Annotated in this window: 13 protein-coding genes; all 13 read left to right on the forward strand. The window is 66.1% G+C overall.

Annotated elements, in window-relative coordinates:
• The first annotated feature begins 2 nt into the window (after positions 1-2).
• The 13 genes from ftsW (at position 3) to dnaE (ending at position 14,681) form a co-directional block, all read left to right on the forward strand.
• The gene (gene ftsW, locus IEW19_RS13820; RefSeq protein ID WP_188572197.1) at positions 3-1,322 is read left to right on the forward strand and encodes a putative lipid II flippase FtsW; all 1,320 of its coding nucleotides are present in this window, start codon (positions 3-5) and stop codon (positions 1,320-1,322) included.
• A 6-nt stretch (positions 1,323-1,328) separates the two neighbouring features.
• On the forward strand, positions 1,329-2,429 hold the full coding sequence (gene murG, locus IEW19_RS13825) for an undecaprenyldiphospho-muramoylpentapeptide beta-N-acetylglucosaminyltransferase (protein WP_188572198.1): 1,101 nt from the start codon (positions 1,329-1,331) through the stop codon (positions 2,427-2,429).
• Positions 2,426-3,802: a UDP-N-acetylmuramate--L-alanine ligase gene (murC, locus tag IEW19_RS13830; protein ID WP_188572199.1), complete on the forward strand. Its 1,377-nt coding sequence runs from the start codon at positions 2,426-2,428 to the stop codon at positions 3,800-3,802. The genes murG and murC overlap by 4 nt, the downstream gene beginning before the upstream one ends.
• A complete protein-coding gene (locus IEW19_RS13835; RefSeq protein ID WP_188572200.1) occupies positions 3,795-4,718 on the forward strand; it encodes a cell division protein FtsQ/DivIB in 924 nt (307 codons plus the stop codon). The genes murC and IEW19_RS13835 overlap by 8 nt, the downstream gene beginning before the upstream one ends.
• Positions 4,719-4,902: 184 nt before the next feature.
• On the forward strand, positions 4,903-6,138 hold the full coding sequence (gene ftsZ, locus IEW19_RS13840; protein ID WP_188572201.1) for a cell division protein FtsZ: 1,236 nt from the start codon (positions 4,903-4,905) through the stop codon (positions 6,136-6,138).
• An 8-nt stretch (positions 6,139-6,146) separates the two neighbouring features.
• Complete coding sequence (locus IEW19_RS13845) at positions 6,147-6,836, forward strand: purine nucleoside phosphorylase YfiH/LACC1 family protein (RefSeq protein ID WP_188572202.1); 690 nt, start codon at positions 6,147-6,149, stop codon at positions 6,834-6,836.
• The gene (locus tag IEW19_RS13850; protein WP_188572203.1) at positions 6,829-7,584 is read left to right on the forward strand and encodes a YggS family pyridoxal phosphate-dependent enzyme; all 756 of its coding nucleotides are present in this window, start codon (positions 6,829-6,831) and stop codon (positions 7,582-7,584) included. Before IEW19_RS13845 ends, IEW19_RS13850 begins: the two co-directional genes overlap by 8 nt.
• Before the next feature lie 90 nt (positions 7,585-7,674).
• Complete coding sequence (locus IEW19_RS13855; RefSeq protein WP_188572204.1) at positions 7,675-8,205, forward strand: cell division protein SepF; 531 nt, start codon at positions 7,675-7,677, stop codon at positions 8,203-8,205.
• 134 nt (positions 8,206-8,339) lie between these two features.
• The gene (locus IEW19_RS13860) at positions 8,340-8,627 is read left to right on the forward strand and encodes a YggT family protein (RefSeq protein ID WP_188572205.1); all 288 of its coding nucleotides are present in this window, start codon (positions 8,340-8,342) and stop codon (positions 8,625-8,627) included.
• A gap of 175 nt (positions 8,628-8,802) precedes the next feature.
• Positions 8,803-9,489: a DivIVA domain-containing protein gene (locus tag IEW19_RS13865; RefSeq protein WP_188572206.1), complete on the forward strand. Its 687-nt coding sequence runs from the start codon at positions 8,803-8,805 to the stop codon at positions 9,487-9,489.
• Between the two features lie 94 nt (positions 9,490-9,583).
• Positions 9,584-10,156, forward strand: coding sequence for a signal peptidase II (lspA, locus tag IEW19_RS13870; RefSeq protein ID WP_188572207.1), 573 nt, complete (start codon positions 9,584-9,586; stop codon positions 10,154-10,156).
• On the forward strand, positions 10,149-11,075 hold the full coding sequence (locus tag IEW19_RS13875) for an RluA family pseudouridine synthase (protein WP_188572208.1): 927 nt from the start codon (positions 10,149-10,151) through the stop codon (positions 11,073-11,075). Before lspA ends, IEW19_RS13875 begins: the two co-directional genes overlap by 8 nt.
• A gap of 48 nt (positions 11,076-11,123) precedes the next feature.
• Positions 11,124-14,681: a DNA polymerase III subunit alpha gene (dnaE, locus tag IEW19_RS13880; RefSeq protein ID WP_188572209.1), complete on the forward strand. Its 3,558-nt coding sequence runs from the start codon at positions 11,124-11,126 to the stop codon at positions 14,679-14,681.
• Positions 14,682-14,782: the final 101 nt, after the last annotated feature.

Raw genomic sequence — 14,782 nt, forward strand, 5'->3', positions numbered from 1 at the left:
CAATGGTCAGCACGCCCACCCGGCCCAGGGGTGGCAAGCCGCACCCCGGCTCCACCGCCAGCCGGCAGCCTGCTGCTGTTCGCACCAAGCTGCGCACCATTTACCGCCGGTTCTGGTCGGCCCTGGAAGGCATCGGTAAGTCCCGGAACGGCTCCACTTACTACCTCATCCTTGGTGCCACCCTGGCCCTGACGGCCATTGGGATCATGATGGTCCTCTCCGCTTCCAGCGTTGAATCGATCGCTGCCGGGAAGTCCCCATACGGTAACGCCCTGAAGCAGGGTGTCTTCGCCGCGATCGGCATCTTCACCATAGTCGTGCTTTCGCGAATCAACGTCGTGTGGCTGAAGCGGCTCGCGTGGCCGGCCGTCGGGGCAGCCGTGCTGCTCCTTGGCCTGGTGCAGGTGGTGGGTGATGAGATCAACGGCAACCGGAACTGGATCGACCTTGGCGGCATCACTTTCCAGCCGTCCGAGGCAGCCAAGCTGGCCCTTGCCCTGTGGCTGGCCACGGTCTTGGCCAGGAAAGGCAAGCTGCTCCGCCAGTGGCAGCACGTACTGGTCCCCGCCCTGCCCATGGCGGCTATCATCATCGTCCTGATCCTGGTGGGCAACGACCTTGGCACGGCCATGATCATCATGATGATCGTGGCCGCAGCCCTGTTCTTCGCCGGTGTTCCCCTCTACCTCTTCGGCATTGCAGGCATCACCGCCGCGGCCGGCACCGCAGTCATGGCCGTCACCAGTTCCAACCGCATGTGCCGCATCACCTCCTGGTGGACCGGGCAGTCCTGCGCCGACGGCATCGACGCCAACTACCAGGCCACCAACGGCATGTACGGCCTGGCCTCCGGCGGGTGGCTGGGAGTTGGCCTGGGCCAGAGCCGACAGAAGTACAGCTGGATCCCCGAAGCGCACAACGACTTCATTTTCGCCATCATCGGCGAGGAACTCGGCCTGATGGGGACCGTCGTCGTCCTGGTCCTTTTCGCGGTCCTCGGAGCTGCGATCTACCGCGTGGTGGTGGCCCAGGAGGACATGTTCCACCGGGTCCTGGCCGGTACCATCATGGTCTGGCTGCTGGGCCAGGCGACCGTGAACATGTCAGTTGTCACCGGCCTGATGCCCGTCGTCGGCGTGCCGCTGCCTTTCATTTCCTATGGCGGCTCGGCGCTGCTGATGTCACTGTGCGCCGTCGGGGTGGTCCTTTCGCTGGCCCGGGAGCAGATGGCCCCGGCCGTGCGCCCCAAGCGGATGCTGAAGTTCAAGGCCCGGCCAGGGCGGGACAAGAACCAACCAATGAATTCCAGAAAGCGTGCCTAACTCCAGATGACTCCGAAACAACCTTCCATCGTCCTGGCCGGCGGCGGAACAGCGGGCCATATCAGCCCAATGCTCGCCATCGCCGCCGCCCTCCGCAGCGCAGCCCCGGACGCGTCAATCCTGGCCGTCGGAACGCCCTCGGGCATGGAAACCAGGCTGGTTCCCGCTGCCGGAGTCCAACTGGCCACGATCGACCGCGTGCCCTTTCCGCGCAAGCCCTCCGCGGACCTGCTCCGCCTCCCCGCCCGGCTGGCCGGGGCGGTCCGCCAGGCCGGCGCCATCCTGGACGGCGCCCACGCCGACGTGCTGGTGGGCGTGGGCGGATACGTCTGCACTCCCATGTACCTGGCGGCGCGGAAGCGCGGAATTCCAACGGTGATCCATGAGGCAAACGCCCGTCCGGGACTGGCCAACCGCGTGGGGGCCTTCCTGAAGGGACGGGTTGCCGTGGCGTTCGAGGGCACACCGCTCCGGAACGCCGTGCACGTGGGCATGCCCATGCGGAAGGAAATTTCGGGCCTGGACCGGAAGGCCGCCCGTACCGCCGCCCGGGAGGCACTTGGGCTCGATCCCCGCCGGCCCACCCTCATCGTCACCGGCGGGTCCTCGGGCGCGCAGAGCATCAACCGGACCATCGCTGCCGCGGTGGCGCAGCTCGCCGACGCCGGCATCCAGACCCTGCACGTCACCGGCCGCGGCAAAACCGTCCTGGACCAGGCCGGCCACCCCCTCGCCGCTGAGGGCTACCGGCAGGTTGAGTACATCGACGGCATGGAGCTTGCCTATGCTGCGGCCGACCTGCTCCTGGCGCGGTCGGGCGCGGCCACGGTGTGCGAGGTGGCCGCCGTCGGTGTCCCCGCGGTCCTGGTGCCCCTCCCCATCGGAAACGGGGAGCAGGCGCTGAACGCGGCGGGCCTGGTCGCCGCAGGGGGAGCGCTGCTCGTGGCCGACCGCGACTTCACCGCGGAATGGGTTGCGCGCGAACTGATTCCGCTCATCACCGATAAAGCACGGCTTGCCGCCATGGAAGCCAAGTCCTACCGGCTCGGTATCCGAAACGCCGACCAGCGCATGGCTGGTCTTGTCCTGGAAGCGGTATCTGCATGAGCCCCCACCACACACCCCGGCTGGAATCCCTTGGAAAGGTGCACTTCATCGGCATCGGGGGAGTAGGCATGTCCGCCGTGGCCCGCATTATGGTGGCCCGCGGTGTCCCGGTCAGCGGGTCCGACGCGAAGGACCTGCCCGTCATGGCGGACCTTGCCGCTGCCGGCGCACGCGTCGCCGTCGGTTATGCCGCCGGCAACCTGGCGGACGCCCAGACCGTGGTGGCCGGTTCGGCGATCCGGGAGGACAACCCCGAACTGCTCGCGGCGCGCCAGGCCGGACTTCCGGTACTGCACCGGTCACAGGCACTGGCGGCCACCATGGGCGATGACACCGTGGTGACGGTCGCGGGAACCCACGGCAAGTCAACCACGACGTCGATGATCACCGTGCTGCTTCGGGCGGCCGGCCTGGACCCCTCCTTTGCCGTCGGCGCCAACATCCCTGCGCTCGGCGTCAACGCCGCGCATGGCACGTCTGGCATCTTCGTTGCCGAGGCGGACGAGTCCGACGGTTCCTTCCTGAACTACCGGCCCCGCATCGCCGTCGTCACCAATGTAGAGCCTGACCACCTTGACTACTACGGCACCGCTGAAGCGGTGTACGAGTCCTTCGACCGGTTCACCGCGCTGCTCCCCGCGGACGGGCTCCTGGTGGCCTGCGCTGACGACGCCGGGTCGCTGGCTTTGGCCGGGCGGACCCGGGACAGGGGTAACACCCGGGTAGTCCTTTACGGCACCAGTGAGACGGCCGCCGTGCGGCTGCACGACGGCGGCCCGGGCGATGTTTCCGTGTCAGCGGACGGCGTTGAACATGTGTTATCACTGCAGGTTCCCGGACGCCACAACGCGCTGAACGCAGCAGCCGCCTTCACTGTGGCACTTGAGCTGGGCGTGGACCCGGCAGCCGCGGCCGCCGGCTTGGGCCGTTTCTCCGGCGCGTCCCGGCGCTTCGAACAAAAGGGCTCGGCGCGGGGGGTGCGGGTCTTCGACGACTACGCCCACCACCCCACGGAGGTCCGTGCGGCACTGACCGCGGCCCGTTCAGTGGCAGGCGGCCACAAGGTCCACGTCCTGTTCCAGCCGCACCTGTTTTCCCGCACCCGGGAATTCGCGGCACAGTTCGCTGATGCGCTGAACCTGGCCGATACCGCCCTGGTCCTGGACATCTACCCTGCCAGGGAGGATCCCATTCCGGGAGTCACCAGCCAACTCATCGCCGACCACCTCAAAGAAGGCGGACGGCTGGTCGCTGCCGCTGACGCCGTCGACACCCTGGCAGAAGCCGCCGCGGACGGGGATGTTGTCCTCACCGTGGGCGCCGGTGACGTCACTGCCTACGGCCCCCGGATCGTGGAGGCGCTGCGTGCCTAGCTCCCGCCGCCCCACCTACGCCCCGCCCAAGCGGAACAGCCGGCCCGACACACCCTCTGCGAACAGCGCGGAGGCAAGGGCAAAAGGTGCTGCAAAGCCGGGCGGGGCCGCCGGCGCAGACGTGATTACCGCATCCCGCAGCATCGTGGAGGAGGCGGGCCAAAAGCCGTCGAAGGAGCAGAAACCCGCCGGGGCAACGGTACTTGCGTTCCCCGAGCCCAAGGGCCGGCGCCGCAGGAAGAAAGTCCTGTTCGCAGTGGGGGCAGTGATTGTGCTGGTGGCCGGGCTGCTGGCCGCGGCCGTCTACTCACCCGTCCTCGCCCTGCAAACCATCTCGGTCACGGGCACGCGGCTCGTCACGCCCGCCCAGGTGCAGACCGCGCTGGAACCCCTGCGCGGCAAACCGCTGCCCCAGATCAGCGACGACGACGTCCGCGGGCTTCTGGGGTCCCTGGTCCAGGTGAAATCCGTCTCCGTCGAGGCCCGGCCGCCGTCGACCCTGGTCGTCGCCGTGCACGAACGGGTCCCGGTGGCCCTGGTCAAACAGGGGGAGCAGTACCAGCTCGTGGATGTCGACGGGATCCAGCTGGCAACGACCGGTGATCCCGCATCGGCGTCCCTGCCGGTGATCGACGGCGGGGCCGGCGCCATCGGCCAGGACCTGTTCCGCGCCACCGCCGCCGTGCTCGGTGCCCTGCCGGCGGACGTGCTGGCCAAGCTGTCCAACGCCTCCGCCCAGTCAGTGGACGCCGTCGAGCTCAAGCTTGTTGACGGCCAAACCATCGTCTGGGGCAACGCCTCGGAGAAGGAACTCAAGGCGAAAGTCCTGGCCGCCCTTCTCAAGGTTCCGGCGGATCCCAAGAACCCGGTCAGGGTCTACGACGTAAGTGTGCCCCGGCACCCCGTAACCCGCTGAGCGCTTTCTTTCCCGGTATTAATCCGACACGCGGACCCGGTTATTGAATGTGTGCAGCAGAGGAAATACCGTCACAGACAAGAGTTACTTGACATAACTATAACCTTCAACTCGAAGGTTAAGGTTGCAGGCTTCAAGCTCATCATCAGTTTTCGCAATAAGACACGAACAAGGGACACGTAACGTGGCAGCTCCGCAGAATTACTTGGCCGTCATCAAAGTCGTCGGCATCGGCGGCGGTGGCGTGAACGCAGTCAACCGCATGATCGAGGTCGGCCTCAGGGGCGTTGAATTCATCGCCATCAACACCGATGCCCAGGCCCTGCTCATGAGCGACGCCGACGTGAAGCTCGACGTCGGACGCGAGCTGACCCGAGGCCTTGGGGCCGGCGCCAACCCTGAGGTTGGCAAGCAGGCTGCCGAAGACCACGCGGACGAGATCGAGGAAGTCCTCCGGGGCGCTGACATGGTCTTCGTCACTGCCGGCGAAGGTGGCGGCACGGGCACCGGCGGCGCGCCCGTCGTCGCCCGGATCGCCCGGTCGCTTGGCGCACTGACCATCGGCGTGGTCACCCGCCCCTTCACCTTCGAGGGCCGCCGGCGCGCCGGTTCCGCCGAGGCGGGCATTGACGCCCTGCGTGACGAAGTGGACACCCTGATCGTGATCCCCAACGACCGCCTCCTGTCCATCAGCGACCGCAACGTGTCCGTCCTTGATGCGTTCCGCTCCGCGGACCAGGTCCTGCTGTCCGGCGTCCAGGGCATCACCGACCTCATCACCACGCCCGGCCTGATCAACCTTGACTTCGCGGACGTCAAGTCCGTCATGCAGGGTGCCGGCTCGGCCCTCATGGGCATCGGGTCCGCCCGGGGTGAAGACCGCGCCGTCAAGGCCGCCGAACTGGCCATTGCCTCGCCGCTGCTGGAAGCGTCCATCGATGGCGCCCACGGCGTCCTGCTGTCCATCCAGGGTGGCTCGGACCTGGGCCTGTTCGAAATCAATGAGGCGGCGCGCCTGGTCCAGGAAGTGGCCCACCCTGAGGCGAACATCATCTTCGGCGCTGTCATCGATGATGCCCTGGGCGATGAAGCACGCGTAACCGTGATTGCCGCCGGGTTCGACGACGTCAAGGCCACCTCACCTTCCATGGACCAGTCCCAGCCGCAGGCCGCCCCGCAGCGGCCCGCTGCCCCTGCCGCCGCTCCGGCCTCGGCGCACCCCCAAAACGGAAACCACCAGCAGAACGTGCAGCCGATCCATGCCGGCGTCGGTGCCGCGGGACTCAGCAACTGGGGCCAGCAGCGTCCCTCCGCTGTCCCCGCCGACTCGGGCTTCGACGTCGACCTGCCGTCCGTGGTGGAGCCGGACCTGACCGGCAACCACCCGGATGACCTGGATGTCCCCGACTTCCTGAAGTAGGCAGCGGCTTGTTCCATTGGCGCGCCGAGATCCTGCCCGGGGTGTCGGCGGCATTCACCGATGCCGGCGCAGGAAACCTTGCCCTGCACGTGGGGGATGATCCCGTTGCGGTCCACGAGCGCAGGGCCCGTGTGGAGCAGTCCATCGGCGTGGGGCCGCGTGCGCTGCGCTTCATGAACCAGGTCCACGGCAACACCGTGGCCCTGATGGACGCGGAGTCACCTGCGCCTGACGCCGATGCCATGGTTTCCCGTGGCCTGCCCCTGGCGGTCATGGTGGCGGACTGCATTCCGGTGCTGCTTGCGGGGGAGTCCGGGGACGGGCCGGTCCTGGCCGCCGTGCATGCCGGGCGCCCGGGCATCGCCAACAGTGTCCTGCCGGCTGCGGTGGAGGGCATGAAGTCCCTCGGCGCGTCCCGGATCCGCGCCTGGCTGGGTCCATCCATCTGCGGGTCCTGCTACGAAGTCCCCGCCGCCTTGCGCGATGAGGTGTGCGCCCTGGTGCCCGCAACGCGGAGCACCACCTCCTGGGGAACCCCGGCACTGGACCTTCCGGCCGGTGCCCGGAGCCAGCTCGAAGCTGCTGGGGTGGCGGTGGAGTATGCCGGTGCCTGCACCCTTGAGACGGAAACGCTCTATTCATACCGGCGGGACCGGAAGACGGGCCGTTTCGGCGGGCTGGTCTGGTGCCATGACTGAGCTGCCCGGTGCCGCGCAGGGCCCCGGCGACGATCCCCGCGGGGTGGAACTCGCTGAACGGCTCGCCGCGGTAAGGAAGCGTATTGCCACGGCAGCCGAAAGCGCCGGCCGCGGGGACACGTTGCCCACCCTGATCGTGGTCACCAAGTTCCACCCGGCAGGGGATATCCGGCGCCTGGCAGCCCTTGGGGTGACCGACATGGGCGAGAACCGGGACCAGGAGGCCGCTGCCAAGGCGCTCGAACTGGCCGACCTCGCCCTCACCTGGCATTTCGTCGGCCAGCTGCAGACCAAGAAGGCCAAGTCTGTGGCGCGCTACGCTTCTGCGGTCCACTCCGTGGACCGGCCGCAGCTCGTGGATGCCCTGGCAAAGGCAGTACGGAACGAGATGGACTCCGGCGGCCGCGCGCCACTGGACTGCTTCATCCAGGTCAGCCTTGACCACGACGGCGGCGGCATGCACCGCGGCGGAGCGCGGGCCGCCGACGTGCCCGTGCTGGCGGAACTCATCACCGGGGTGGAGGGCCTGAACCTGGCCGGCGTGATGGCGGTCGCACCGCTGGGGGCGCCACCGGAGCAGGCGTTCGAAAAGCTGGCCGGGATTTCCGCCCGGCTCGTTGCAGCGTACCCCGCTGCCTCGGGCATCTCGGCAGGCATGAGCCAGGACCTGGAGGCTGCCATCAAGTTCGGAGCGACACACCTGCGAGTCGGTTCCGATATTCTCGGTTCCCGTCCCGCCGTGGGGTAGCGTCGGACCTATTGGAAGTGATGGGCGGGGGACTCCAGTGCTATCGAATCATTGGGCGGCCCGCTTACGGGACAGGATTAGGAGTCGACCATGGCCGGCGCTCTGCGCAAGACAATGATCTATCTTGGGCTCGCCGACGGCGATGAGCATTACGAGTCCGAGCAACAGACCACACGTAAGGATGAGGACGAACCCATGGAAGTTGACCGCGAGGAACGCCGTGCCCCGGCACCGGTCCGCGAAGTCAGCCGCGAGGCGTCCCACGCCCCTGAAGAGGAATACCGCGCCCCTGTGACCCCCATAAAGCGTGCGGCTTCGAGCCGCGAGGAGAACTCCGGTTTGCGCCAGATCACTACCATCCACCCGCGCTCCTACAACGATGCCAAGCTCATTGGCGAGAGTTTCCGGGACGGCATTCCGGTGATCATGAACGTCACGGACATGGGTGAGGCCGACGCCAAACGCCTGGTGGACTTCTCGGCAGGGCTCGTCTTTGGCCTGCGGGGCAGCATTGAACGGGTGACCAACAAGGTGTTCCTGCTCTCACCGTCGTACGTCGAAGTTATCGGTGACGACAAAAAGGCCAGTGACACGCAGGCCAGTTTCTTCAACCAAAGCTGAGTACCAAGGCTGTACGGAGATGCCAGGCAGGGACACCTGTCTGGCATCTGTGCTGAAATAGACAAGACAACAGCGGTGCAACAGCGGCCGCCACAGTGGACGGCCCGCGTGAATATGGAGATATGGAATAAGTCATGGGAATTGTTTTCGGACTTCTCTATCTCGCCCTGCTGCTGTTCTTCGTCGCCCTGATCATCCGTCTTGTGTTCGACTGGGTGCAGATGTTTGCCAGGGAATGGCGGCCCCGGGGCGCGGCCCTGGTGGCGGCACACGCGGTGTACTCCATCACCGATCCGCCGCTCAAGGGACTGCGGCGGCTGATTCCGCCGCTCCGGCTAGGCGGCATCTCCCTGGACTTGGGCTTCCTGATCCTGTTCATCGGCGTCAGCATCGCGATGAACGTCACCAGGGGCCTGGCCTGATTTACCGACCAGACCCCGCAATGCAGTCGGATCCTCCTTGGAACAGTTACTGTAAAGCAAAGAAACCTCCCGTTTGACACTGCAGTGTTGAATTAGAGTAAGCAGACCAAATTTAGGTACCGTAGTTTTGACGGCCGGAAGGCCTACTGACTAACCAGACCAGTGAGGTGACCAGATGGCTTTGACGCCAGAAGACGTTGTCAACAAGCGCTTTCAGCCCACCAAGTTCCGTGAGGGCTACGACCAGGACGAGGTTGACGACTTCCTGGACGAGATCGTCGTCGAACTTCGCCGCCTGAACCAGGAGAACGACGAGCTCCGCAAGAAGCTCGCCGAAGCAGGTTCCAGCGTTCCGGCAAGCTCCGCCGCCGCGCCCGTGGTGGAGAAGGTTCCCGCGCCGGTCAAGGCTGACAAGGACGAAGCACGCGAGAAGGCCGAAGCCGAGGCGAAGGCTGCCGAGGCCGCCAAGAAGAAGGACATCCAGCCCGCTGCCCCGGCCGTCGCGGCACCGGCGTCGGCCGCTGCTGCGGCCACTCCTTCAGCAGAATCGGCTGCCGGCCTGCTGGCCATGGCGCAGCAGATGCACGACCGGCACGTCGCCGACGGCCAGGCCCAGAAGGACAAGATCATCGCCGAAGCGCAGATCGAAGCCAGCAGCCTCGTCAACGACGCCCAGGAGAAGTCCCGCAAGATCCTTGGTGCCCTGGAGCAGCAGCGCTCCGTCCTGGAACGCAAGGTGGAGCAGCTCCGCGGCTTCGAACGCGACTACCGCTCACGCCTGAAGGCCTACATAGAAGGCCAGCTCCGCGACCTGGACGCCCGTGGCTCCGTTGCCACCCCGGAAGTCAGCGAAGCCAACTAACTCTGGCAGCACGTATTCTGAAAGCCGGTGGCTGAGGATTCCTCGGCCACCGGCTTTTTGGCATTGACACCCAGTTCCACGAATTGAAAGCACCATGACTGACGAACTTGCCGCCGACGCGGCACGCCCTGTTCCACCCTCGCCGCGCCCCCGCCGGGCAGTGCTGCTGTCCCTGTTCGCCGGGTTCGCGGTTTTCGCCTATGTCCTGGACCAGCTGACGAAACTCTGGGTCACCTCCACCATGGTGGAGGGGGAGCGCATCCCTGTGCTGCCGCCCCTCCTGCACTGGTACTTCATCCGGAACTCCGGCGCCGCATTTTCCATCGGCGAAAACGTCACGTGGGTGTTTTCCATCATCATGGCCGGTGTCGCCGTCGCGATCCTTTTCCAGGTCCGCAGGCTGGGCTCCGCCTGGTGGTCCCTGGCCTTGGGGCTGCTGCTCGGCGGGGCACTGGGCAACCTGACCGACCGGCTCTTCCGTAAGCCGTCCTTCGGGATGGGCCACGTGGTGGACTTCATCCAGCTTCCAAACTTCGCCATCTTCAACATCGCCGACTCGGCTGTCGTCTCCGCCGTCGCCATCATCTGCATCCTGACCATCCGGGGAATCGCTTTGGACGGAACGCGGCTGGGGAGCGGACACAAGGACAAGCCCGGGCATGAGTGAGCGCATCGTCGTCGCCGAAGAGTACAGCGGGGCCCGGGCAGACGCCGGGCTGGCAGGCCTCCTGGGGGTATCCCGCTCCGCAGCGGCATCCCTGCTGGCCGAGGGCCACGTGCTGAGCAGGGGCAAGGCATTGGGCAAGTCGGCAAAACTCGTGGCCGGGGACATCCTCGACGTCACCGTTCCGGAACGGCGGGACCCGCTGGAAGTCGTGGAGGAAGTTGTGGAAGGCCTGAACATCGTGCTTGATGACGACGACTTCGTCGTCATCGACAAACCGGTCGGCGTTGCAGCCCATCCCTCGCCCGGCTGGGTGGGGCCCACTGTCGTGGGCGGCCTGGCCGCCGCCGGCTACCGCATCTCCACCTCCGGTGCCTCCGAGAGGGCAGGCATCGTCCACCGGCTCGACGTCGGCACTTCCGGCGTGATGGTGGTGGCCAAGTCAGAGCGGGCCTACACAGCCCTCAAGCGGGCCTTCAAGGAGCGCACCGTGGACAAGGTGTACCACGCCGTGGTGCAGGGCCTCCCGGACCCCCTGACGGGAACCATCGACGCCCCCATCGGCCGCCACCCCGGGCACGACTGGCGCTTTGCCGTCCTCGAGGACGGCCGCCCGTCCGTCACCCACTACGAGGTCCTGGAGGCATTCGGAAAAGCCAGCCTGGTGGAGGTCCACCTCGAAACCGGCCGTACCCACCAGATCCGGGTCCACTTTTCCGCGCTCCGCCACCCCTGCGCCGGCGACCTGACCTACGGCGCAGACCCGCGGCTGGCGGCGAACCTGGGACTCACGCGGCAGTGGCTGCACGCCCGGGAGCTGGCGTTCGACCATCCCGTCACGGGGGAGCGCGTCAGGGTCACCAGCGAGTATCCGCAGGACCTGGCCTACGCGTTGGAAGTGTTGGAATCGGGACAGGCCTGACGCGCCGCCTGACGCGGTCGGGCCGCAGGCAGCGCTTAGAATAGTGCGGTGACTTCCAGCAATGATTCGTTTGTCCACCTGCACACCCACACCGAATATTCCATGCTGGATGGAGCTGCCCGCCTGGGGGAGCTGTTCGATGAAACCGAGCGACTGGGCATGCCTGCCCTTGCCACGACGGACCACGGCTACCTTTTCGGCGCCTTCGACTTCTGGCGGAAGGCCACGGACAAGGGCATCAAGCCGATCATCGGCGTCGAAGCCTATGTGACTCCCGGTACCGCCCGGACGGACAAGGAGCGGGTGCGTTGGGGCGATGAATCCCAGCGCAAGGACGACGTCTCCGGCGGTGGGTCCTACACCCACATGACGCTCCTGAGCTACAACAACGTGGGCATGCGGAACCTTTTCCGGGCCTCGTCCATCGCCTCCCTTGATTCGGTGTTCGGCAAATGGCCCAGGCTGGACCGGGAACTGCTCAACACCTACTCGGAGGGGCTCATCGCCACCACGGGCTGCCCTTCCGGGGAAGTCCAGACCCGGCTCCGGCTTGGCCAGTACCGCGAGGCGCTCGAGGCCGCGGCCGAGTTCAGGGACATCTTCGGCGCCGAAAACTACTTCTGCGAACTCATGGACCACGGACTGGACATTGAGCGGCGTGTAACCGGCGACTTGCTGCGGCTCGCCAAGGACCTGAACCTGCCGCTGGTGGCCACCAACGACCTCCACTACACGCACGAGCATGACGCCAAGGCACACGAGGCCCTCCTGGCCATCCAGTCCGGTTCCACGCTGCTGGAACCCACCTACGACAACGGCGGCTCGCGGTTCGCGTTCTCGGGCAGCGGCTACTACCTGAAGTCCCCGCAGGAGATGCGGGAGCTTTTCCGCGACCACCCCGAGGCGTGCGACAACACCCTGCTGATTGCTGAACGCTGTGAGGTGTCCTTCAACACGGACGCCAACTTCATGCCCCGGTTCCCCTGCCCGCCCGGCGAGGACGAGACCTCATGGCTGGTCAAGGAAGTGGACACGGGCCTGAAGTACCGCTACCCGGGCGGCATCCCGGACGAGGTCCGCAAGCAGGCGGACTACGAGCTCGGCGTCATCACCTCCATGGGTTTCCCGGGCTACTTCCTGGTGGTTGCCGACTTCATCAACTGGGCGAAGAACAACGGCATCCGCGTGGGCCCCGGGCGTGGGTCCGGTGCAGGCTCCATGGTTGCCTACGCCATGCGCATCACCGACCTCGATCCCCTGCGCCATGGGCTGATCTTCGAACGGTTCCTCAACCCGGACCGCGTCTCCATGCCCGACTTCGACGTCGACTTCGATGACCGGCGCCGCTCGGAGGTCATCGATTACGTGACCCGCAAGTACGGCGACGAGCGCGTGGCCATGATCGTCACCTACGGCACCATCAAGACCAAGCAGGCCCTCAAGGACTCCTCCCGGGTCCTGGGCTACCCGTTCAGCATGGGCGAGCAGCTGACCAAGGCCCTGCCGCCCGCCGTGATGGCCAAGGACATTCCGCTGGCGGACATCCAGAACCCCGAGGCCAAGCGCTACAGCGAGGCCGGCGATTTCCGGCAGCTGATTGCCACCGATCCGGAAGCCGCCAAGGTCTTCGAAACGGCCCTGGGCATCGAAGGGCTGAAGCGCCAGTGGGGCGTGCACGCGGCCGGCGTCATCATGTCCTCGGACCCCATCATCGACGTCATCCCCATCATGCGCCGCTTCCAGGACGGCCAGGTGATCACCCAGTTCGACTACCCGACGTCCGAGGGCCTTGGCCTGATCAAGATGGACTTCCTGGGCCTGCGGAACCTGACGATCATTTCCGATGCCCTCGAGAACATCAAGATGAACCGGGGCATCGACCTGGACCTGGAAAACCTCGAACTCGACGACGCCCCGTCCTACGAGCTCCTGGCCCGCGGCGACACGCTTGGTGTGTTCCAGCTCGACGGCGGACCCATGCGGTCCCTGCTCAAGCTCATGAAGCCTGACAACTTCGAAGACATCTCCGCCGTTCTGGCGTTGTACCGGCCGGGGCCCATGGGCGCCAATGCCCACACCGACTACGCGCTGCGCAAGAACGGGATCCAGGAAGTCATTCCCATCCACCCGGAGCTGGAGGAACCGCTCAAGGAGATCCTCGGCGGCACGTACGGCCTGATCGTGTACCAGGAGCAGGTGATGGCCGTAGCGCAGAAGCTGGCCGGCTACTCGCTGGGCCAGGCAGATATCCTCCGGCGGGCCATGGGCAAGAAGAAGAAGTCGGAACTGGACAAGCAGTTCGCCGGCTTCTCCCAGGGCATGCAGGACAACGGTTACTCCATGGAGGCCGTCAAGACCCTGTGGGACATCCTCCTGCCCTTCTCCGACTACGCCTTCAACAAGGCCCACTCCGCCGCCTACGGGGTGATCTCCTATTGGACGGCCTACCTGAAGGCGCACTATGCGCCCGAATACATGGCTGCACTGCTGACCTCCGTGGGTGACGACAAGGACAAGTCGGCCATCTACCTGAACGAATGCCGCCGCATGGGCATCACGGTGCTTCCGCCGGATGTCAACGAGTCCGCCCTGAACTTCACCCCGGTGGGCAACGACATCCGCTTCGGCATGGGCGCCATCCGCAACGTGGGTGCGAACGCCGTTGAGGCCATGGTCACCGCACGCGAGAGCGAAGGTGCCTACACGTCCTTCAAGGACTACCTGATGAAGGTGCCGGCGGTGGTCTGCAACAAGCGGACCATCGAATCCCTGATCAAGTCGGGCGCCTTCGATTCGCTGAACCACCACCGCCGCGCCCTGGCCATGATCCATGAAGAGGCCATCGACTCCGTCATCACCCTCAAGCGCAACGAGGCAATTGGCCAGTTTGACCTCTTCGCCGGTTTTGACGAGGCCGAATCGGAGGCGTCGCTCAGCATCGAGATTCCGGACCTGCCCGAGTGGGAGAAGAAGGACAAGCTCTCCTTCGAACGGGACATGCTGGGCCTGTACGTTTCAGACCACCCCCTTCAGGGCCTCGAGGGCCTGCTCAGCCAGCACGCCGAGATGAGTATCACCTCCATCCTGGGCGAGGACGGGCCGCAGGACGGCGCCATCATCACCATCGCGGGCATGATCACGTCGCTGAGCCGCCGCATCGCGAAAGCGAGCGGCAATGCGTACGCCCGGGCCGAGGTGGAGGACCTGGGCGGTTCGATCGAGGTCATGTTCTTCGGCCAGGTCTACGGGCCCATCGCTTCCGTGCTTGCCGAGGACCTGATCGTGGTGGTCAAGGGCCGGCTGCAGAAGCGCGACGACGGTGCCATCACCCTGAACTGCATGGAGCTGTCCGTGCCGGACCTCAGCGAAGGGCTGCACGGTCCCCTGGTGATCACCATGCCCACCCACAAGGCCACTGAGGCAGTGGTCACGGAGCTTGGTGACGTGTTGCGAACCCACCGGGGCAACTCGGAAGTGCGGCTGCACCTGCAGGGCGACACCCGCACGGAGATCATGGGCCTGCCGGTCCATCTCCGGGTGAACCCCAGCCCGTCGCTGTTCGGCGACCTGAAGGTCCTGCTGGGCCCGGCCTGCCTGGACGCCTAGGAGCGTCCCGGCGCCCGGGACGGACCGGACGCCCTCCATAGACGCGGCCGACGGCGGGAAGCACCTCCCGGCGTCGTCCGCGTCCAGTGCCGCGCTGGTTG

Source organism: Arthrobacter liuii (assembly GCF_014639275.1).
Classification (GTDB): Bacteria; Actinomycetota; Actinomycetes; order Actinomycetales; family Micrococcaceae; genus Arthrobacter; species Arthrobacter liuii.